The following is a 21,304-nucleotide window of genomic DNA, read 5'->3' on the forward strand; positions in this document are numbered from 1 at the left end:
GCGGTGGGATACGTTACAATACATGCAGTTTAAAAAAGCAGTGTGACTATGAATAACCAACCAAAAAACCCGCTTCATGGGGTAACTTTAGAGCAAATCCTTGTTGAACTAGAGCAACGTTTAGGCTTCAAAGCAATGGGCGAACAAGTAAATATCAAATGTTTTACAGATTCGCCAAGTATAAAATCAAGCTTAAAATTTTTACGTAAAACGCCTTGGGCAAGAGATAAAGTAGAAGCGCTTTATATCCATACCATTAATAACAAGCCGTTACGTAAGCCTAGAAATAAACCGACTAAGCAGTCAGAATCCTCACAACCTGATACATCAGGTTTTGTATGGCCTTCTATTAAAAAATAAAAGGCTCAAAAATAGCAATGGCGTAATACATACGCCTTTCTAATCAGGTGTTTGCTCTTGGCATATAACATTTAGCGACGCAGGGTTAATGCTCACCACCACTTTATCTGCAGATTTAACCTCGCCATCAATCACGTAATTTAGCGTTTCATCTGCGCTTATTTCTACACGTTTTGCATTGGTATAATGCGAGTTAATAGCAAGATGCGTTTGCGTAATACTGCTAAACATCAGCTCAGCAATACTTAATACCGTGGTTTCATTATCTTTGTTTGGCGTTAACCAATTTACATCCAATAACCCATCGCGGTGATCGGGTTGCCCGCCCCCTTGTGCTAATAACGTAGTAAATGGCGCAGCATTTGCCGCAATAAAACTATTTGTATTAATAGTCTCAGGCTCATTATCATCTAATTTAACTATCAGCTGTTGCGCTTTATTTTCGCCAAATGAGTGTAAAAAACCATTTAAATAAGCCAGTTGACCTGATTTATTTTTAGACTCTCGATCTGCTTTTTCAATCATTGCATGCTCAAAGCCAATACCAATTAATAATAGCATCAGCTCATCATTACAATACGCGGTATCAATAAGGTTAGCTTGACCATCAATGATTAAATCACATGCTTGCTCAACAGGAATAAATTTAGATTTTATCCCCATTAATACATGAGCGAGCGCATTTGCTGTGCCCAGTGGTATTATTCCTAATCGACAAGACGTACCCACCAACACACTAGCAACCTCAGTTACAGTTCCATCACCACCACAAGCAATAATAATATCGGGGTTGCTTTCTATAGCCTGTTTAGCCAATGTAATGCCATTTTGTTCTGGCGTAGTTTTTAAAATGGTTAAATCGTAATACGCAGATAAACGCGCAATAATTAAATGCTCTTTTTCAGACCACAACTTAGTACCTGATACCGGGTTAGCAATTAAGTACGCTTTGTTTTTTATCAGTAGCTCCCCCTTACGGTGGCGCTTAACTAAATGGCGTAATTGGCGTTTATTAAGATTGGCAGTTTCACGTGTTTCTTTTATTTGTGCAAGAATATCATGTACATCCGCGTCTTTATTTTGACTCAATAAATATGCCGCCATAACAAACACCGAGCGTCCACGCCCTAATGCACAATGCACCACAACACGACGGTCTTTTTTAATTTGATGATGTATCCAGTTAATGGCTTGGTTTAACTGTGAGTGTGTAGGCACACTGTGATCAAGAACAGGAATATTTAAATAATCGATATTTTCTTGGGTAGATGTCCATTCAAGGCCATCAAATTCACAGGTAACGTCCAAAATAGCGGTGATGCCATTTTCTTTCAATGTGTCTATATCCGATGGGAATAAACGACATGCTAAAAATAGGTTATCGTTTATTTGCTGAATAGGGGGTACTTTGTCACGCTTACGTGACCACGCATTATAAATTTGCGCACCTAATAAAAAAGGCACAAAGGCCCAGCGAATGTAAAAAGGGATAACGCCATTTTCGCGTTTTCTAAATACTTTCCCTGCGTTAAAAAAATAAGCACCGCTGACTAATAGTAGCGAAAGTGCGGTCCAAAAAAACGCAACTGCAAAGTAAATGGAGTTAACCGTTAATCCCAATACTATAAATACCAATGCTGTTACAAGATAACTTACTGCAGCCCACATGTGCTCTCCTTAAAGTTGTTAGCGCAAAATTAACGCTTTTAATATAGCTCGAAGATTGCAAGTAGCACGCCAAAAAGCAACTATTCTTATTTACTGTGTTTAGCTCTTTAGCGCAAGCTCTCATAAAACCAGCTAAAAATATTAAGTTATTGATAATAGATAACTATATCTTTATTTTTGTTTTCCTGTTTTAGCAACTCAATGCTAGTCTTTATTTATGATATTGGCCATAAACTATTTGTATATAAGGCTAGCCCTTTCTTTTTTACAATAGTAAGGGTCAAATATTCATAGTAACTTAATAACTCAGTGTATTAATTATCAAATGGCATAAGTAATGTTTTCATTGCTGGACGTAGTGCAATAAGCACGGTTTCTTCTGTTAACTCAGGAAACAGCATTTTTCGTAATAACAATCCGGCCATCACTGAGAAAATCACATTAATACGGCTTTCTAATTCTTGCTCAGAATGTGATTTTATTAAGCTACTTTCACTCACTAATAGATCCCGCATTCTGTTACGCGCTTGCGTGTCAGCATCACGTAGTAGCAAAGCAACTTTTTTATTTCTACTAGCCTCTGCCATCATATCTAGGTCAATAACGCTGGCTCCGGTGTCCATATGACGCTGTACGCCATGATGTAGACCATCAAGTAACACCGTTAAAATATCACCGGGTTGTTCTTCAAACTCTTGAAATATAGAAAACATTTCTTCCATATCTTTTTCAATAATACGCTCGATTATTGCTTCTTTACTATCAAAATAGTTATAAATATGGCCTGCACTCATACCTGCTGTTCTTGCTATTTCAGCCATACCGGCGCCATGGTAGCCTTTGCGACGAAAACAATCCGCAGCAGCTGTTAATACCTGTTCACGACGCGCTTGTGCTTGCACCGGATCAAGGTGTTTTTTATTTTTAGAATTCATTCGACACTCCATTATCGAGTCACTAGACTCGAAATGTTTAACGTTTATCCCTAAAAAATATAGAGATAAGCGTTAAACAGTATTACTTTACTACGGATAAATCTGCCATAACTAATTAGTTTTATGCATATTAGTTATTTTGAGGAGTAGTTACTTCCCATCCACCGCCAACAGCTTTGTACAAGTTAATTTGACTTGCAAGCAGCGCTTGTTGACCGGTGATCAGTTGTTGCTTTGCGCTATACCATGTTCGCTGAGCGTCGAGCACTTGCAAAAAGCTATCGACCCCTTTATCGTATCGCGCCTGTGATAGGTCATAGGTTATTTTTCGGCTTTGTAGTAGCTGTTCAAGCGCATTTAATTGGGCATTGAAACCTTCTCTATCAGCAAGCACATCAGCAACTTCGCGAAACGCTTGTTGAATTTTTTGCTGATACGTTGCAACAGCAACTTGCTGCTCTGCATTAGCGACATCTAAATTAGCTTGGTTACGTCCCATATTAAAAATAGGTAAATTTACCGACGGTATAAAGCTCCATGTGCCTGACCCTGCATCAAATAAATTACTTAAATCACGTGATGCACTCCCTGCATTGGCTGTTAAACTAATACTTGGGTAAAACGCCGCACGCGCAATACCTATATTGGCATTTGCAGCAAATAATTGGTGCTCAGCCGCTTTTATATCAGGGCGCTGTGTTAGTAAATCAGATGGAAGACCGACAGGAACAGCGGGTAAATCAAGTAATGTGTTCAACTCTTTAGTCGGTAGTAAGTCCTGACTCACCGGTTTACCTACTAATAAATCAAGCGCATTTTTATCACGTTTTAATAAACGCTTATACGTTGCAATATCAACCTTTGCAGTAGCTACGGTACTTTTTAATTGCTCTAGCGTAATTTCAGATGCTGCACCTAAATCAACACTTTTTTGCGTTAAAGATAAAGACGCTTGCTGCGATGACAATGTCTCTTGAGCCAAAGCAAGTAATTGCTGATCGGTCGCATAATTAAGCCACGCATTTGCCAGTTCAGAAATTAACGACACCTGCATGCCATATTCACTAAGCTGCGTAGAGTAAAGCGTTTGAAGTGCTTGCTCTGATTGATTACGCACTTTGCCCCATAAATCTAACTCATAAGCGGTCATACCCACAGTTGCACTGTATTGGGAGCTAATTTGAGGCTGACTGCTGGCTGATATATCAGCAGGTAAACGCTGACGACTTCCCGTCGCGTTTAAATCAAGTGACGGATACAAAGCCGAGTCTTGAATTTGGTATAAACCACGTACTCGCTCTACATTAAGCGCTGCTATTTGCAGATCTTTATTGTGCTCAAGGCTTTGTGATATCAGTGCTTTGAGCTTTTCATCATTAAAAAACTGCTGCCATTTTAATGATGAAACTTGCCCTTTGCCTGCCTCTGATGCATACGCATCAGGGACAGGTAAATTAAGCGCTTCTTGCTGAGGAGCTAACTGACATCCAGATAAAATGGCTAAAGTTAAAGCATTAAAACTGATTGCTCTTACACTCATTATGCTTCCTCCTGCGAGGTAGTTTTAGCTTTTCCTGAAAATAGTCTACGCACTAAAACAAAAAATAAGGGTACAAAAATCACCACCAATGATGAAGCCGCTAGTGTTCCACCAATGATTGAGATACCTAAGGCGTTTTGTGCACCAGAGCCTGCACTGGAGGCTATTGCAAGCGGTAGTACACCACAGATGAATGCCATTGAGGTCATTAAAATAGGGCGTAAACGAAGTCGTACGGCTGCAATGGCTGAATCAACTAAGCTCAGGCCTTCATCCATTTTATGATTAGCAAATTCAACAATTAATATCGCATTTTTAGAGGCAAGCCCTATGGTGGTTAATAAACCAACTTGTAGGTAAATATCATTTGATAAATTACCTAAAAAAGCAGCCATAACAGCCCCCAATATACCCAGAGGTACAATCATCATTACTGCAAATGGGATAGACCAACTTTCATAGAGTGCTGCTAAACACAAAAATACAAATAATAGTGAAAGGCCATAAAGAAGCGGCGCTTGACCACCACTTGAACGTTCTTGGTATGAAATAGCAGTCCATTCAGAGGCAATACCATTAGGTAATTGCTTTACTAAGCGCTCCATTTCATCCATAGCTTCACCTGTACTGTAACCTGGCGCAGCACTACCTTGAATTTCCATAGCTGAAAAACCATTATAGCGCTCTAAACGAGGTGAGCCATAAGACCAATACGAACTAGCAAACGCTGAGAATGGCACCATGTCTCCGTTTTTATTTCGTACATACCACTTATTTAGATCCTCAGGTACCATGCGAGCATCAGCCTTACTTTGCAAATATACCTTTTTAACGCGGCCACGGTCGATAAAATCGTTCACATAACTACTACCCCAAGCAGTCGAAAGTGTACTGTTAATATCACCTTGTGATAAACCAAGCGCTTCAGCTTTTGCAAGGTCAATATCCAGTTGTAATTCAGGCATATCTTCTTGGCCATTAGGACGAACACCTGCCAGGATTGGGCTTTGACTTGCCATACCCAATAACTGATTACGCGCTTTTAATAATTCATCGTGTCCTAAACCAACTCGGTCTTGTAAAAACATATTAAAACCATTCGCAGTGCCAAGTTCAATAATAGCCGGAGGTGGGAATGCAAACACAAACGCCTCTTTTATCGTTGAAAAATAGCCCATGCCTTTTCCTGCAACCGCTCCCACTGATAAGTCGTCACGTTGGCGCTCATCCCAGTGCTTTAAGCTCACAAAACCAATGGCTGAGTTTTGTCCTGAGCCTGCAAAACTAAAACCGGTAACCGTGAAAATTGAGGCAACAGCTTCAGATTGTTCTTCTAAATAATGGTTTTCTACTTTTTTAACCACTTCAAGCGTTTGCTCTGTTGTAGAACCTGCTGGCAGCATCACTTGGCTAAACAGAATACCTTGGTCTTCGTCCGGTAAAAACGCAGTGGGTAAGCTTGAAAAAATAGTGACCATACCACCGACAATCAAAACATAACTAAGCAAATAACGTTTAGAGTGCTTGATCATTCGCCCAACAAAGCTTTGTGCACCTCTATTAGTTTTATCAAAACCACGGTTGAAGCCTGAGAAAAAACGGCCAATAAAGGTACCATCAGTATGCACATGACTCGGTTTTAATAACGTAGCACACAATGCAGGTGTTAAAATAAGCGCCACTAATACCGACAATCCCATTGCTGTTACCAGCGTTATAGAAAACTGACGATAAATAACCCCTGTAGAGCCACTAAAAAATGCCATAGGAATAAATACCGCCGACAGCACCATGGCAATACCCACGAGCGCGCCCTTAATTTCATCCATAGACTTTCGCGTTGCTTCGACCGCAGAGAGCTTTTCTTCTGTCATTAAACGTTCTACGTTTTCAACTACCACTATCGCGTCATCGACCAACAGACCAATGGCCAGTACCATGGCAAACATAGTGAGCGTATTAATTGAATACCCAAAGGTAAATAGAACGCCAAATGTACCTAGCAGTACTACAGGCACGGCAATTGTTGGGATAATAGTTGCTCTAAAGTTTTGTAAAAATAAGTACATCACAACAAATACCAAAACAACGGCTTCTATTAATGTATGAACTACTTTTTCAATTGAAAGTGCAACAAAGGGAGTAGTGTCATAAGGCACAACCGCTTCAAGCCCTTGTGGGAAAAAAGGCTTAAGCTCTTCAAGTGCATCCTTTACTCCTTGCGCGGTATCAAGTGCATTAGCGCCACTGGCTAACTTTACACCGAGTCCCGATGCTGGTTTACCATTAAAACGAGCAACCACACCGTAGCTTTCACCGCCAAGTTCAACTTCGGCAACATCTTGTAAGCGAACAACCGACCCATCGCTGTTAGTTTTTACTAAAATATCTCTGAACTGCTCTGGTTTTTGTAATCGACTTTGCGCAGTGACAGTCGCATTAAGCTGCTGCCCAGCAAGTGACGGCATACCACCTAGCTGACCTGCTGACACCTGTGCATTTTGTGCTTTAATTGCTGCTGATACATCGCTGGGGGTTAGCTTATAGTTTTGTAATTTAGCCGGATCGAGCCAAATACGCATTGCATATTGAGAGCCAAACAGCTCCACTTCACCTACACCGTCTACACGCGACACAATGTCTTGCACGTTCGACGATACATAGTCTCCAATATCAATATTAGTCATACTGCCATCTTGCGACACAAAACCAACAACCAGTAAAAAGCTTGATGATGATTTAGCCACTACCACACCTTGGCGCTGTACTTCTTCCGGCAATAATGGCGTAGCGGTCGCTAATTTATTTTGTACTTGAACTTGGGCAATGTCTGGATCGGTCTCGGCATCAAATGTTAATGTCAGCGTTGCTGAACCGCTGGACTGTGAGGTTGATGACATGTATAACAAGCCATCTAAGCCTTTCATTTTTTGCTCAATAACCTGAGTTACCGAGTCTTCTAATGTACGTGCAGATGCACCTGGGTAGTTAGCCGTAATGGTAATCGCTGGCGGCGCAATAGATGGATACTGAGCAACAGGTAGGCTTTTAACGGCAATAATACCCGCAAGCATAACCACAATCGCCAATACCCAAGCAAAAATAGGCCTATCGATAAAAAATCGTGACATAAAACTCTCCGTTATTGGCTGTTATTTGCAGAAGGCTTCACAGCAGTTGCCGTAACAGGTGCACCTGGGCGAATCTTTTGTAGCCCTTCCACAATCAATTGGTCGCCATCGGCTAAGCCTTCGCTCACCAACCAATTAGCGCCTAAAGTTCGCTCTACTTTTAATACACGGCTTTCAACGGTATTGTTTTTGCTAACAACCATAGCTGTAGGTTCACCTTTGGTATTACGGCTCACACCACGTTGTGGGGCTAATATTGCGTCTGACTTAACACCTTCAACCACCTCAGCACGCACATACATACCTGGTAGTAATAGCTTTTCAGGGTTTGGAAACTTAGCACGTAAAGTCACTGACCCAGTACTTGGATCAACGGTCACTTCTGAGAACTGTAATGTACCTTTATGAGGATATACTGAGCCATCTTCCATTATTAGTTCTACATCGGTTTGTGTTGTAGAGTCGACACCTAAAGCACCTGATGCTAGCGCTCTTTTGAGTTTAGTTAGCTCATTACTTGATTGGGTTAAATCAACATAAATGGGGTCAAGTTGCGTAACCGTTGCCAGTGCGCTTGTTTGGCCTGCGCTAACTAATGCGCCTACCGTCACGCTTGATTTACTAATCTGGCCGCTAATTGGCGAAGAAACATGGCTATAATCAAGGTTAATTTGCGCACTTTTTAACTGCGCTTGTGCCGTTAATAATTCTGCAGAGGCTTGCTTAGAAGCAGCATCAGCTTCGTCAAAATCTTGCTGGCTTACGGCTTTAATTGCTAATAATTCTTTATAACGAGACGCTTTAGATTTACTGCTAGCAATACTCGCTTCTGCGCGAGCAACCGCCGCTTTACTGGCGGCTAATTCTGCTTCAAAAATATCAGGGTTGATTTGGTAAAGCGCTTGATCTTTTTCAACCTGAGTGCCTTCTTCAAATAAGCGTGATTGCACAATTCCACTTACCTGAGGACGAATTTCAGCAATTTGAAACGCACTTACACGCCCTGGTAATTCTTTTTTAAGTGTTATTGCTTGGCTTTTTAATGTGACAACTCCAACAGGAGTCGCTGCAGGGGCAGAAGCACTGGATTGCTCAGCTACCTGATCGCAGCCACTTAAAGCAACAGAACCAACGAGGGCTGAAAATACAAAAAAAGCGATGCGGGAGCGCTGCATGTTAAATACCTTTTAGTTTAGAATGAACGATCATTCTAAACTATAGTACAACAATTAAAAATAGCCACTGAGCAACATTTACATATTTTTACAATTGACTATAGTTGTCACCAAATAAACTCAAACAATAGTTTTGCTATATCAGTAACACCCATAAAAAAGGCAGCCAATGCATTGGCTGCCGTTAATCAATAATTTAATTTTAGCGGCTCTTATTCGCTATCAGGATTCACTCTAGAGACAAGTAATTGCTCTATACGAATACCTTCTACATCCACTACTTCAAATTTAAAGCCAGAAAATAAAACAAATTCTGCACGTTTGGGAATATGCTTCATGGTATAAATTAAATACCCGGCAACCGTTTCATAATGGTTTTGCTCAGGGAATTCATCAATTTCTAATACCTTAGCTAATTCAACAATAGGTGTTAAACCATCGACCAACCAAGAATTAGCGTCGCGTTCAATGATTAACTCCTCACTTTGATGCGTGATTAAATCACCCATAAAGCCTTTCATTAAATCTTTAACTGTCACTATCCCAACCACTAGCGCATATTCATTGACCACCACAGCAAAAGGATGAACGGCAGTTTTAAACGCATTTAGCGACTCAGATAAGCTCAGTGTTTCTGGTAAGTAAAAAATATCTTTATCAAGCATATCCGCATTAATATTTGCCGCCTCACCTTTAAGCACTTGGCGTAAAATATCTTTTGACTCAACCGAGCCAATTAATTTATCAAGGTTGCCTTTACACACTAAAAAGTGATTATGTGGATGCTCTATAATTTTATTGGCTATATCTTCACTCGACTCATCAATATCAAAGTAAACTATTTGCTCTCGTGGCGACATCACGCTTGATAAAAAGCGCGCTTCTAAATCAAATACATTACCAATTAAGTCATATTCCTGCTGTTGAAGGCTGCCATATTCGGCACCCGCATCCATCATGGCAACAATATCTTCAGTAGTCACTATATCCTCACGCTCACTCGGTACTTTGAATACTCGTAATACTATATTGGTTAAGCCGTTAAAAAATAATACCAGCGGTGTGAGCGCGAAAGTGACCCAACGCATAATTGTAACTACACGCACAGCAACAGCCTCAGGTAAAATCATTGCTAAACGCTTTGGAAGCAAATCAGCAAATAATATGAATAATGAGGTAATAATTAAAAACGACAGTAAAAAGCTAATTTGGCCAAGCAGCGGCCCCTGATAAAATAACTGCAGTATTTCTTGCACGTAAGGCGATAATGCCTGCTCACCAACAATCCCACCTAATATGGCAATCGCATTAAGCGTAATTTGGATCATGGCAAAAAAAGCCCCTGGCTGCTCTTGCAGTTTTAAAACCGCCAGAGCTTGCACATTTCCTTCGTCGGCCATAACCCTTAATTTTATTTTGCGTGAAGCGGCAATCGAAATTTCTGACATCGCAAATAACGCACTCATCAAGATTAATAATGCAATCCCGATTAAATCACCCATTTATAACTCCAAAATAATCGCTTTTATTAGCAAAAGCAGCTGGATTATAGCCGCTTTTATAAACAGGGCAATTGATATTTAAAGTTGTGACTCATACAAGGCAAAGGCAGTGCTAAGTTGCTGCTGTAATTCATTCGGTAGGTTTTTGTTACACGCAAAATATAAGGGGGCTTGGTTGGCGTTAATAGGCATTAATGATTCGAGTTGAAGTTCACTTAATAAGTCAGATTGTTCGTGGCTTATTCTCTGCGCAGGTATAACAACCAAATCAATGCTTGAACTTCGTGCTTGAATTATTTTAAAAATATTATCAAAACTATTAAACAGCATTAAGTTTTCGTTTTCTTTAAATCCTTGGGAGAGTAAATAATGATGGCTATAGTTATCTTTTAAAACCGCAATTCTGTATTGCTTGGCCTGCTCTAGACTTGTTAAAACAATGCCTTTACTTTTAAAAGAATAAAAGTTTGTGTCGAATTGGGCAAGTTTAGCAAACCAAACAAAGCGACTCTCACGCTCAGGTGAGCGTGAAATTGAGAAAATACAGGTTCCGGGATCCCTCAATGCAATATTATAAGTCATACTCCAATCGTGAACTGAAATTGAATAATCAATCCCCGCACTATCAAGCACTAATCGTACTATATCGGCAGCATCACCAACTAAATTGTTGTTAGCATCGAGATACTGCGCAGGTGCAAAATTCTCTGTTACAACAGTGAGTTTAGCCGCACAGTGTTGGCTTACAATGAGTAATAATACAAAACACCATTTAATCACAATAACCCGCTCTATTAGATTTAGGACGTCACTTTTTTAATAAAAGCCAATTAAATATAGCGGGTTATTTGCAAATAGCCAATTTTTAGCTTTTGAAATTAGCGATTCATTGCATTAATTAAAAACGCCGAAATTTTAGCGCCTTCTCTAAGAGTTGTCTCAGAGCTTGATTGGCCCACTAAAGAGCTGTCAGTAAACGGAGCTATTTCCATCATATCAGCCCCCGTTATAGGGAACTCATCTGCAATCGCTGACAAAATATCAAGCGCGTGCTGTGGCGTTAACCCATTTTCTTCAGGCGTGCCTGTTGCTGATGCAAATTCTGCATCGAGGGCATCAATATCAAAGCTCACATACACTTCATCAACCTTGTCTGCTTTTAACTGCGCAATCGCATCTGCAGCAACCGCAGCTGCACCACGCTCTATAATTTCAGCAGCCCAGTGTTGTTTAACGCCAAAAGTACTTTCCCAATGTGATTTAGGTTTGCCACTTGAGCGAATACCAAATTGGATTAAATGATGCGGCGCTGGTAAGAATTCTAAAATATGTGTACACCAAGAGCCAAAACATAAGTCGATACCTAAACGCTCTACGAGTAAGTCGGTGTGAGCATCGAAATGAATAATTGCCGTACGTTTGCCTTGCTCACGTTTAGCTTTTAAGTACGCTTTTGTTAACGGGTAGCTAATTGAGTGGTCGCCACCAATACCAAAAATACCTTTGTCTTGGAATGTCGCATAAAAGCTGTCACACACATCTTCAGTAATTGACAATGGGCTCACATAATGATCATTATTGTCATTACCGTACAGCGCTTTTTGGCAGTTGGTAATAGTGGCCTCATTTAAATACTTATCATGTAATAAATGCGGTATTACGCGTACATCACCTAAATCAAACGAACGACATTGTGTTTGTTGATCTATCAGTGCTGAGCGTAAAAATAAAGGCCCCCAATTAGCGCCACGTAAAATTCCACCACCGCAATCAGAGCTAATGCCTAACATTACTGCTTTGTGTGGTGAATTAGGCAGCTCGTTAAGTGAGTCACGCCATAAAACATCGACATTTTCAGTTTGTCCATATAATTTATTTCTTAGCGCTGCTTTGCGTTCTTTAGCCGTATTGACCGTAAAAACACCGTCGCCAGGCGCACATAGACAGTGCTCAACTTTATTTTTAAATGCTTGAAATTGTGTGCTCATTGTAAACCCTTTTTCAATCTGAATATCTTGTCTATTATTGAGTAGTTATGCAAAACATCACACGCTGAATTAATTCCAGATTATTCGCATAGTGTGCTAAAAATTACAGTGAACTTTATTTTGCTCGCTTAGGTTAGTGGTAAATAAAAACCAAGCTTTCTTACTAACCCAATGAATATAAACAATTTAAAATACAGCTATCGGCTCTTTAGCCTAGCTATTGGTTTGCTATGAGGTATGAATATAGTGTCTGAGCAAACAAGTCAACGGGCTCATTTTGTTCGTAATTTTAGTCATTGATTGAATATTCAGAGTTGGTGAATAAATCAAATTAAGTCGATACGGACATCCGTCCTGTACTTAATTTTCATTTCTCGTAATCATGGTAAATTGACAACAATTTTTATTAAAAAGGCTTAGTTATGGAAAAGGTATTTCACTTAGGACTGTGTATTGATGACTTAAAAGGTGCAAAACTAGCTATAGTTCCAGGCGATCCAGATCGTGCAGCACGTATTTCACAGTTCTTAGATAATCCTACCTGCCTTGCTCAAACGCGTGAGTTTCACATTTATTTAGGCCAATTAAACGGTCACTCTGTAGTAATATGTTCGACTGGTATCGGCGGCCCTTCAACGTCAATTGCCGTTGAAGAACTGGCACAACTTGGCGTACGAAGCTTTCTTCGTATTGGCACAACAGGTGCTATTCAACCGCACATTAATGAAGGCGATATTCTAATTAGCCAAGCTTCGGTTCGCTTAGATGGTGCGAGTCAGCATTTTGCCCCGCTATGCTACCCTGCCGTATCTGATTTTTTTGCCACTCAAGCCATGGTAAAAGCCTGTGAAAACCTTAATATCGATTTCCATATTGGTATAACTGCTTCGAGCGACACCTTCTACCCAGGTCAAGAGCGCTACGATACACACTCTGGCTACGTACCTAAGTCACTACAAGGTAGCTGTGAAGAATGGCAAAAATTGGGCGTAATGAACTACGAAATGGAATCGGCCACTTTATTTACCATGTGTGCCGCGCTTGGTTTACAAGCTGCTTGTGTTGCTGGTGTATTAGTAAATAGAACACGTCAAGAAATACCTAACGTGGACCACGGCGAGATTGAGAAAAAATCTGTTGCCGTGGTACTTGAAGCTGCTAAAGTATTACTTGGTTAATGTTGCGCTAATAACCTCAAGTGTTGGCAAGCCAGTAAAGCTTGCTAACACGGCTTTTGCTACCCCTGATTGGTTTTCGTGACCAGTAGTTTCTAACAAAGTAATTGATTTTACTGTTTGTTTATCAAAGCTTAATCCTGCTAAAAATAGCTGACTCACTGCGCTTTGCAGTGGCGATAAACTTGGGCTATACGCTGCATTTTCAGCATAACTGCCATAAAAGTCACCATTTTCAAAGGTGCTTATTTTTACCGCACTGTAATTTTGACTGTATGGAACATAAGCCGCTAAAGCAAAACTCAGCAGCTTGTTATCAAGCTTTGTCTCTTCAAAGCGCTTAGTTTGCTCTACTGGGTTAAATAAGCTGTGCTCATTGCCTAAATCTGTTGGCCCAAATGAATGCGGTAACAGCTCTGCTAATTTAAAATTTTGTGCTGGCAGTAAAATATCAAGCTCTCTGGCATCCGCCAGTTCATTCATAAACTGACGGCAATACCCACATGGTGCATCACTAATGGCTATTTTTAGCACTTTCTTAGCGCCATTTAACCACGCATTATTAATTGCTGATTGCTCACCATGCACCACTAAACTAAGTGCTTGATGATCAAACTCAGCATTGGCACCAAAGTAAAAAGTAGTATGTCCTTGTGAGTCGAGCCCTTTTACAATTGCGCCGACATGAAACTTGGAAATAGGTGCAACCGAAAACTCAGAAGCCAACGGCACTAGACCTTGCAATAATGTATCTTCGCTGACATTAAGTTCGGTGCAAAGCGCTTTAATATCGCTTGAATGTAAAATACCGCGTTGAGTTTTTAATTGACTACGTAGTGCTTGCGTTTGCGCTACGTTTAATGAGATGTGTGAATTGCTAAGTGCTGTATTATGTTGCACTTTAAAAGTTGCTGAAGCCATAATAGTTTTTATTTGTTCAATGGCTAAGTAGTGTAAAAGGTTGGCAAACTAAATACCAGCCTATTCAACGTAAAAAAAGGGAACACGTCGCGTGTTCCCTTTTTTGTTTTACTAAAATAAAAATTAACCTGTATTTCGCATACCCGCTGCAATCCCCGTCATGGTGATCATTAAGGCATTATCTATATCGCTTTCATTACCTTTATCATCGCCACGAGAGCGACGTAATAGCTCAACTTGTAACACGTTAAGAGGATCTGTGTATGGATTTCTAAGCCCAATAGACTCTTTGATCCAAGGTTGATCGGCTAATAGACTTTTTTGCGGGCTCAATGATTGCACTAAGGTTATCGCCTCAGCTAATTCCTCACGTAAGGCAACACCTAAAGGTTTATACATGTCTTCCACCAGCGCATTATCGTAGTGCTCACTTAACCAGCTATCCGCTTTACTAAATACCATTTCTAGCATTTCTAAACGAGCTCGAAAGAAAGGCCATTGCAAACTCATTTCGCTTAGGGTTTCAATTCCATATTTTTCAAGCGCTGCTTTAAGTCCGCTTAATGCGCCTAACCATGCAGGTAACATTAAACGATTTTGACTCCACGCAAATATCCACGGAATAGCGCGTAAGCTCTCTACCCCACCATTAGGATTACGTTTAGCTGGCCTTGAACCTAATGGCAATTTAGATAGCTCCAATTCTGGTGTTGCCATTCTGAAGTAAGGTACAAAGTTTTCATCGTGGCGTACAACATTGCGGTAGTGCTCACACGATACATCACTAATTAATGCCATAACTTCGCGCCATTCATCTTTGGGCTCTGGCGGTGGTAATAAGTTACTTTGCAGCACCGCACCCGCGTATATATTTAAGCTTTGCAATGCCACATTGGGTAAGCCAAATTTAAAGCGGATCATTTCGCCTTGCTCTGTCACCCTAAGGCCCCCTTTGAGTGAACCCGGTGGCTGCGAATGCAAGGCTTGTGCAGCAGGTGCACCGCCTCGACCAACCGTGCCTCCACGACCATGAAATAAAACCAGCTCAATACCGCGTTCATCCGCCAGTTGCACTAACTTGTCCATTGCCTCATATTGTGCCCAGCCAGCAGCCATCATACCCGCATCTTTGGCTGAGTCTGAATAACCAATCATCACATTTTGAGTATTTTTAATATGACCTCGGTACCACTCATTATTAAGCAATGTAGTAATAACATTATGGCCATCGTTTAAATCATCCAAGGTCTCGAATAATGGCGCCACGGGAAGTTCAAAACCGCAGCCTGACTCTTTAAGTAATAACTGCACCGCTAAAATATCAGAAGCTGTTCGGGCCATAGAAATAATATATAAACCAAAGGTTTTTGCATCTTGCTGCGCAATAACATCAAAGGTGTCGAGCACCTCTTGCACTTCAGGGCTAGGTTGCCAATGCTTAGGAATAAGCGGACGACGAGAGTTAAGCTCAGCAAGTAAAAAAGCCTGCTTATCTTGCTCTTGCCATTGGTTGTAGTCGCCAATACCTAAGTAACGAGTTAGCTCAGAAAATACATCACTGTGTCTCGACGAATCTTGGCGCACGTCTAGTTTTGCCAAACGCAGTCCAAAGCTATTTACTCGGTGGATCATATCCAGTAGTAAGCCATTGGCCACTACTTGCATGTTGCACTTTAATAAAGAGCGATAACATGCCTCAATAGGGTGCTTAATTTGATTAATATCGGTGATTAAATCTTGAGATTCAGTGCGCTTATTTTTAATTTTAGCGCTTAAATGCATCACCGTTTCTGCAACTTGGTTTTTAACATCTTTCAAAACAGCACGGTACGGTTCAAACTCTTGCCCAGCCAATTTAATGAGCTCATCGCTGGCATCCGACATAGAAAGTTCAGCACAGAGCGTTTCTAAATCACGCTGGTATAAATCCAGTGCCATCCAACGGCCATGGTCGAGCACTTGCTTGGTTACTTCGGCGGTTACAAACGGGTTACCATCACGATCTCCCCCCATCCAAGAAGTAAATTCTATCGGGCTGTAATCTGCTGGCAACTCTAAGCTTAAATGCTGTTTTACATGCTGGCTAAACTCACGTAGAAAACGTGGCACAGCTTCCCATAAACTGTTTTCAATGACTGCGTAGCCCCATTTAGCCTCATCTACAGGGCTTGGGCGTGAACGACGAATATCGTCCGTATGCCATGCTTGGCTAATTAACTGCGCAATACGGTTTAATATTGCTTCGCGTTCTTGCGCAAGATTGTCGGTACGCTCAAGCGATGCTAAACAATCGCTAAGTTCAACATGTTTATTAATAATAGTACGACGAGTCACCTCGGTTGGGTGTGCTGTTAGTACTAAGTTTATGTGGAGTTTTGAGAGGGTATCAGCTAAATGATTATGATTAAGCTGACCTTGTTCGGCCTTTGCTGCTAACGTTTTTAATGTTTGAGTGAGAGGGTTTAGTTGGCAAAAACCAACATCATTAAAACGTGATACAGTGTGAAACTGCTCTGCAACATTCGCTAAGTTTAAAAAATGATTAAATGAACGGGCAACCGGTAAAAGCTCTTCATCACTAAGCGCATGTAGTACATCTATAAGCGCTTTACGATCAGCTTCATTACCACTGCGAGATGATTTTGATAAAGCCCGAATCTCTTCTACTTTATCTAAAATATCTTGTCCTTGAGCATCTTTAATAGTTTGTCCTAATAATTGCCCAAGTAAATTTACATTACCTCGCAAGGCGGCATATTGTTCACTCATTTTTAGCTCTCCTTTGTTTCTTTGAGACCTATTAATATCATTATGTTTACTTATTTAATAGATCCATTTGCACCTGCATGTCGTAAAAAAGCATATGTAAAATAAACACAAAGCGATGACATGATCATTTTTTACGATGGTAATTGCCCCCTTTGCAATGCAGAGATGCAGCATTTAAAACGTGCCGATGTTGATCATAAAGTTACACTTGAAGATTTAAATGCTGATAACTTTAATGCGCGTTTTCCCGCAATCAATAAGCAATACGCCATGAATATACTGCATGCCCAAACTGATAATGGGCAGATGATTTACGGCTTAGATGTGACTTATCAAGCTTGGCGTACTGTTGGCAAATATCCTTGGCTTAAAATTATTCGTTTGCCCGTCATTCGTTTTTTTGCCGATCATGCTTATACTTTCTTTGCAAAATACCGTCATCAAATTAGTCGTTTTTTAATGCCTAATGCACAGTGCAACTCAGGTCAATGTAATATCAAAACCAAAGGTGAAAAATGAAAACAGTGATTTTATTTGGTGCCAGTAGCGCCATTGCCCAATCTTACGTTAATCACTTAAACCAACAAGCAACACAATTTAATATTATTTGTGTCAGCTCATCGAACATTAATCACAGCGATATAAACGTAACCTATTTTCAGAGCGACTATTCAGCGCAAAGCCTAAACGAGCTAACCGAGTCGTTAAAATCCCAGCAAGTAGATATAGCTCAAGTGATTATATTTAATGGTCAATTACACAACGACCAGCACATGCCAGAAAAAAAGCTTGAAGAAATCAACAGTGATTATTTTATGCAGCTTATGCACTCTAATACGCTTGTACCCCTGCTATGTTTACAAAGTATAGTGCCGCTGCTTAACCACAAAACTCACTGCACAATTACCGCTCTGAGCGCTCGTGTAGGTAGTATTAACGACAATAAATTAGGTGGTTGGTATACCTATCGCGCATCAAAATCAGCACTTAATATGTTATTTAAAACAGCCGCCATTGAGCTTGCTCGTCGCGCTAAAAATACTAAACTGATTTTATTTCACCCAGGTACTACAGATACACAGCTTTCTAAGCCATTTCAGAAAAATGTTCCTGCAGATAAACTGTTTACCCCTGAGTTTGTTGCCCAGCAATTATTTAAATTTACTTACGAAAATCCACAATTAGAACTTAACAACGAACCTGTCTACCTAGATTGGCAAGGAAACACCATAAAATGGTAAGGAATTAACACATGCATTTTTCCAAAGACCGCATAGCCGCGCTTGAAAAGCACACACGTACGCATTTTATAAATTCATTGTCAGGGTTTAAAAGTGCTAACTTAATTGGCACACAGGATGAGCAAGGTAATACCAATCTAGCCATCGTTAGTTCGGTTATTCATTTAGGCGCCCACCCGCCCCTTGTAGGCATGATAATGCGCCCACACAGTGTACCAAGGCATACATTTGAAAATATTATAGAAACAGGCGTTTACACTATTAATCAAGTAAATAGTGACATTTACCAGCAAGCGCACCAAACCTCGGCACGTTACGCTAAAGATGAATCTGAGTTTGATGCAACGGGGTTAAAAACAGAATACTTAAATGAGTTTAACGCTCCCTTTGTTGCACAAAGTCGACTTAAATACGCGGTAAAATTTGTAGAGAATCAACATTTAGCTGTTAATGGCACCGAGCTGGTTATTGGTGAAATAATGGATGTATATGTGGATGAATCAGCACTCCAAAGTGATGGTTTTTTAGATTTACAAGCAATTGATACAGTTGCAGTAACCGGTTTAGATAGTTACCACACGGCAAATAAGCTCACTCGCTTACCCTATGCAAAAAAATAGCCCGAGGTTATCAAGTCCTCCAAATAAGCGACTTGATAACTCCCCCCCCTTTTTTTGAGCCCCTTGTTCACTAATCGCAATTAGTTTGAATTTAAACTGTTAAACCTACACACTATGCAAAATTTTGTAGGAGAAATATATGACGACAGTTGGTATTGGTACTCACACACCCGAGCAAGCACTTGCTAGTTTAAGTAATATGACTCACTCAGTAACGCCAATTCAGGCCGATGAATATTTAGCGCGTATGGCCAAAGCGCAAACCTATATGCAAGCGCACAACATTGATGCCATTTATTTAAACGCAGGTACCAACTTAACTTATTTCACCGGAATGAAATGGTATGCCAGTGAACGACTTGTTGGCGCTATTTTACCTGCCGTAGGTGATGTGCAATACATTGCTCCACATTTTGAAATTGGCTCTTTAAATGGCTTTAAGGTTATTGATGGCCCAATACACGGCTGGCAAGAGCATGAAAGCCCGTTTAAGCTATGTGTTAAAGTGCTTAAGCAGCTCAATATTAGCGACACTGCTACCGTTGGTATTGATGAAAGCGCACAGTTTTTTATTTTTGATGGTATCAATAAAGCCAGTTCAGGATTAAAGCTGGTGAACGCACAACCTGTAACCGCACATTGTCGAATGCATAAATCAGTCAATGAATTAGCATTAATGCAATGTGCCATGGATATGACTTTGGCGGTTCATAAGGCTACAGCGAGCATGCTTTATGAAGGAATTAGCACCGTAGAAGTCGAAGAATTTATAAAAAAAGCCCATCAAAAAGTAGGAGCCCCAGGTAATTACTTCTGTATTGTATTGTTTGGCCTTGCCACCTCATTCCCACATGGCGTAAAAGACCCACAAATTTTGAAAAAAGGCGACATGGTGCTCATCGATACTGGATGTAAAGTGCACGATTACCTTTCTGATATTACGCGTACTTATGTGTTTGGTGAAGCAACCAGCCGACAACGCCTGTTTTGGGATTTTGAAAAAGCGGCACAGTTAGCAGCTTTCAATCAAGCAGCCCTTGGCGAAACCTGTGAATCGGTTGATCAAGCAGCTCGCAGCTACTTAGCAGCACAAAATTTAGGACCTGAGTATCAAACACCAGGTTGCCCACATCGTACAGGCCATGGTATTGGTTTAGACATTCACGAATGGCCATATTTAGTTGGCGGTGATAAAACCCCGCTTGCCACTGGCATGTGTTTTAGTAACGAACCCATGCTAGTTATTCCAGATGAATTTGGGGTTAGATTAGAAGATCACTTTTACATGACAGATGATGGTCCGCGCTGGTTTACTCAACCGAGTCATAGCATTGATGACCCATTTGGCTTAAACAGCTAATATATGAATCATTTAATAAAAAGAGCTGCACCTTGGCTGCTCTTTTTATGTCCAATGATTGATAAAGTAGACTTCATCCCAATATCCATTGTTATTACTAAGCAATCCTTCAAGGATCCCTATGAAAAACTTTAAAATTGATATCGTCTCAGATGTAATGTGCCCGTGGTGTATTATCGGTTACAAGAACTTAGAGACCGCATTGGCAGAATTAAAAGAAGAAATGAGTGCGGATATTACATGGCACCCTTTTGAGCTTAATCCAGATATGCCACTTGAAGGGCAAGACTTAAACGAGCACTTGCAGCAAAAATACAGTTTAACCGAAGAAGAAAGCGCGCGAAATCGTCAAAACATGGCGGATGCGGGTGAACGAGCTGGGTTTACCTTTAATTTTGACGGTAAACGCATCATGATCAACAGCTTTGATCTACACCGCTTGCTAATGTGGGCTCGTGAAGAGGGCAAGCAAACTGAGCTGAAATTGGCGTTTTTTGAAGCACACTTCACCGATTTAAAATATTTAAATCAAAAAGATGCATTACTGGATGTGGTAGAAAAAGTCGGCCTTAACAAAGACACAGCTCGTGATATTTTACACTCAGATAAATACGTACAAGCGGTTCGCGAAGAGCAAAATAACTTTAAGCAAATGGGTATTACTTCAGTGCCTACTTTCATTATAAATGATAAGTATGCGCTTACCGGTGGGCAGCCGAGTGAGTCATTTATTCAAGCGCTTAAGCAAATAAATGAAGAAGAAGCCAAGCAAGACACTTAAAAAATAAAGTTTAAAACCAAAAAAGGCTGCACATCGCAGCCCTTATTTATCTCAGTTAGTATTTTTTAAGAAGCGTTTAAACAACGTGCATAATATTTAAGAATTTAATCTGACACTGAACTTTGAACGCCTTCTCTA

Annotated in this window: 17 protein-coding genes; 7 read left to right on the forward strand and 10 right to left on the reverse strand. The window is 40.4% G+C overall.

Annotated elements, in window-relative coordinates:
* Positions 1-48: 48 nt before the first annotated feature.
* Positions 49-360 carry a VF530 family DNA-binding protein gene (locus P3J6_RS08290; protein ID WP_010389056.1) on the forward strand — a complete coding sequence of 104 codons (312 nt, stop codon included), beginning with the start codon at positions 49-51 and terminating at the stop codon, positions 358-360.
* 39 nt (positions 361-399) lie between these two features.
* Here P3J6_RS08290 and P3J6_RS08295 read toward each other — a convergent pair whose 3' ends face one another.
* From P3J6_RS08295 to P3J6_RS08330, 8 genes are all read right to left on the reverse strand, one after another.
* Complete coding sequence (locus P3J6_RS08295) at positions 400-2,028, reverse strand: diacylglycerol kinase family protein (RefSeq protein ID WP_198522702.1); 1,629 nt, start codon at positions 2,026-2,028, stop codon at positions 400-402.
* A gap of 314 nt (positions 2,029-2,342) precedes the next feature.
* A complete protein-coding gene (locus P3J6_RS08300; protein WP_138606858.1) occupies positions 2,343-2,963 on the reverse strand; it encodes a TetR/AcrR family transcriptional regulator in 621 nt (206 codons plus the stop codon).
* A 130-nt stretch (positions 2,964-3,093) separates the two neighbouring features.
* Entirely contained in the window at positions 3,094-4,503 is a 1,410-nt protein-coding gene (locus tag P3J6_RS08305) for an efflux transporter outer membrane subunit (RefSeq protein ID WP_198522703.1), read from the reverse strand.
* On the reverse strand, positions 4,503-7,634 hold the full coding sequence (locus P3J6_RS08310) for an efflux RND transporter permease subunit (protein ID WP_198522704.1): 3,132 nt from the start codon (positions 7,632-7,634) through the stop codon (positions 4,503-4,505). Before P3J6_RS08310 ends, P3J6_RS08305 begins: the two co-directional genes overlap by 1 nt.
* An 11-nt stretch (positions 7,635-7,645) precedes the next feature.
* Positions 7,646-8,809, reverse strand: a complete 1,164-nt coding sequence (locus P3J6_RS08315; RefSeq protein WP_198522705.1) for an efflux RND transporter periplasmic adaptor subunit — start codon at positions 8,807-8,809, stop codon at positions 7,646-7,648.
* A gap of 212 nt (positions 8,810-9,021) precedes the next feature.
* Positions 9,022-10,311: a hemolysin family protein gene (locus tag P3J6_RS08320; protein WP_198522706.1), complete on the reverse strand. Its 1,290-nt coding sequence runs from the start codon at positions 10,309-10,311 to the stop codon at positions 9,022-9,024.
* Positions 10,312-10,389: 78 nt separating this feature from the next.
* Positions 10,390-11,091 carry a substrate-binding periplasmic protein gene (locus P3J6_RS08325; protein WP_198522707.1) on the reverse strand — a complete coding sequence of 234 codons (702 nt, stop codon included), beginning with the start codon at positions 11,089-11,091 and terminating at the stop codon, positions 10,390-10,392.
* 98 nt (positions 11,092-11,189) lie between these two features.
* The gene (locus P3J6_RS08330) at positions 11,190-12,299 is read right to left on the reverse strand and encodes an arginase family protein (RefSeq protein WP_138606846.1); all 1,110 of its coding nucleotides are present in this window, start codon (positions 12,297-12,299) and stop codon (positions 11,190-11,192) included.
* A gap of 422 nt (positions 12,300-12,721) precedes the next feature.
* On the opposite strand from P3J6_RS08330, the gene udp reads away from it, so the two are divergent.
* Positions 12,722-13,477, forward strand: a complete 756-nt coding sequence (udp, locus tag P3J6_RS08335) for a uridine phosphorylase (protein WP_138606844.1) — start codon at positions 12,722-12,724, stop codon at positions 13,475-13,477.
* On the opposite strand, the gene cdd is transcribed toward udp, so the two are convergent.
* Together cdd and ppc are read right to left on the reverse strand one after the other, a co-directional pair.
* Positions 13,466-14,395 (reverse strand): cytidine deaminase, encoded by a 930-nt coding sequence (gene cdd / locus P3J6_RS08340; RefSeq protein WP_198522708.1) that lies wholly within the window; start codon positions 14,393-14,395, stop codon positions 13,466-13,468. The two genes, udp and cdd, sit on opposite strands and share 12 nt — an antisense overlap.
* Before the next feature lie 123 nt (positions 14,396-14,518).
* The gene (gene ppc, locus P3J6_RS08345) at positions 14,519-17,164 is read right to left on the reverse strand and encodes a phosphoenolpyruvate carboxylase (RefSeq protein ID WP_138606840.1); all 2,646 of its coding nucleotides are present in this window, start codon (positions 17,162-17,164) and stop codon (positions 14,519-14,521) included.
* A 120-nt stretch (positions 17,165-17,284) separates the two neighbouring features.
* On the opposite strand from ppc, the gene P3J6_RS08350 reads away from it, so the two are divergent.
* The 5 genes from P3J6_RS08350 (at position 17,285) to P3J6_RS08370 (ending at position 21,166) form a co-directional block, all read left to right on the forward strand.
* Positions 17,285-17,683 (forward strand): thiol-disulfide oxidoreductase DCC family protein, encoded by a 399-nt coding sequence (locus P3J6_RS08350; RefSeq protein WP_198522709.1) that lies wholly within the window; start codon positions 17,285-17,287, stop codon positions 17,681-17,683.
* Entirely contained in the window at positions 17,680-18,405 is a 726-nt protein-coding gene (locus P3J6_RS08355; protein ID WP_198522710.1) for an SDR family NAD(P)-dependent oxidoreductase, read from the forward strand. The genes P3J6_RS08350 and P3J6_RS08355 overlap by 4 nt, the downstream gene beginning before the upstream one ends.
* 11 nt (positions 18,406-18,416) lie before the next feature.
* A complete protein-coding gene (locus P3J6_RS08360) occupies positions 18,417-19,025 on the forward strand; it encodes a flavin reductase family protein (RefSeq protein WP_054201270.1) in 609 nt (202 codons plus the stop codon).
* A 139-nt stretch (positions 19,026-19,164) separates the two neighbouring features.
* Entirely contained in the window at positions 19,165-20,385 is a 1,221-nt protein-coding gene (locus P3J6_RS08365; protein ID WP_198522711.1) for a M24 family metallopeptidase, read from the forward strand.
* 121 nt (positions 20,386-20,506) lie between these two features.
* Positions 20,507-21,166, forward strand: a complete 660-nt coding sequence (locus tag P3J6_RS08370) for a DsbA family oxidoreductase (protein ID WP_198522712.1) — start codon at positions 20,507-20,509, stop codon at positions 21,164-21,166.
* Positions 21,167-21,304: the final 138 nt, after the last annotated feature.

Origin of the sequence: Pseudoalteromonas sp. 3J6 (assembly GCF_903995135.1) — a bacterium.
Classification (GTDB): Bacteria; Pseudomonadota; Gammaproteobacteria; order Enterobacterales; family Alteromonadaceae; genus Pseudoalteromonas.

What these genes read in the sequence shown, in the direction of transcription:
- P3J6_RS08290 (WP_010389056.1), top strand. Translation starts at nt 49, where the DNA reads ATGAATAACCAACCAAAAAACCCGCTTCATGGGGTAACTTTAGAGCAA.
- P3J6_RS08295 (WP_198522702.1), bottom strand. Translation starts at nt 2,028, where the DNA reads ATGTGGGCTGCAGTAAGTTATCTTGTAACAGCATTGGTATTTATAGTA.
- P3J6_RS08300 (WP_138606858.1), bottom strand. Translation starts at nt 2,963, where the DNA reads ATGAATTCTAAAAATAAAAAACACCTTGATCCGGTGCAAGCACAAGCG.
- P3J6_RS08305 (WP_198522703.1), bottom strand. Translation starts at nt 4,503, where the DNA reads ATGAGTGTAAGAGCAATCAGTTTTAATGCTTTAACTTTAGCCATTTTA.
- P3J6_RS08310 (WP_198522704.1), bottom strand. Translation starts at nt 7,634, where the DNA reads ATGTCACGATTTTTTATCGATAGGCCTATTTTTGCTTGGGTATTGGCG.
- P3J6_RS08315 (WP_198522705.1), bottom strand. Translation starts at nt 8,809, where the DNA reads ATGCAGCGCTCCCGCATCGCTTTTTTTGTATTTTCAGCCCTCGTTGGT.
- P3J6_RS08320 (WP_198522706.1), bottom strand. Translation starts at nt 10,311, where the DNA reads ATGGGTGATTTAATCGGGATTGCATTATTAATCTTGATGAGTGCGTTA.
- P3J6_RS08330 (WP_138606846.1), bottom strand. Translation starts at nt 12,299, where the DNA reads ATGAGCACACAATTTCAAGCATTTAAAAATAAAGTTGAGCACTGTCTA.
- udp (WP_138606844.1), top strand. Translation starts at nt 12,722, where the DNA reads ATGGAAAAGGTATTTCACTTAGGACTGTGTATTGATGACTTAAAAGGT.
- cdd (WP_198522708.1), bottom strand. Translation starts at nt 14,395, where the DNA reads ATGGCTTCAGCAACTTTTAAAGTGCAACATAATACAGCACTTAGCAAT.
- ppc (WP_138606840.1), bottom strand. Translation starts at nt 17,164, where the DNA reads ATGAGTGAACAATATGCCGCCTTGCGAGGTAATGTAAATTTACTTGGG.
- P3J6_RS08350 (WP_198522709.1), top strand. Translation starts at nt 17,285, where the DNA reads ATGATCATTTTTTACGATGGTAATTGCCCCCTTTGCAATGCAGAGATG.
- P3J6_RS08355 (WP_198522710.1), top strand. Translation starts at nt 17,680, where the DNA reads ATGAAAACAGTGATTTTATTTGGTGCCAGTAGCGCCATTGCCCAATCT.
- P3J6_RS08360 (WP_054201270.1), top strand. Translation starts at nt 18,417, where the DNA reads ATGCATTTTTCCAAAGACCGCATAGCCGCGCTTGAAAAGCACACACGT.
- P3J6_RS08365 (WP_198522711.1), top strand. Translation starts at nt 19,165, where the DNA reads ATGACGACAGTTGGTATTGGTACTCACACACCCGAGCAAGCACTTGCT.
- P3J6_RS08370 (WP_198522712.1), top strand. Translation starts at nt 20,507, where the DNA reads ATGAAAAACTTTAAAATTGATATCGTCTCAGATGTAATGTGCCCGTGG.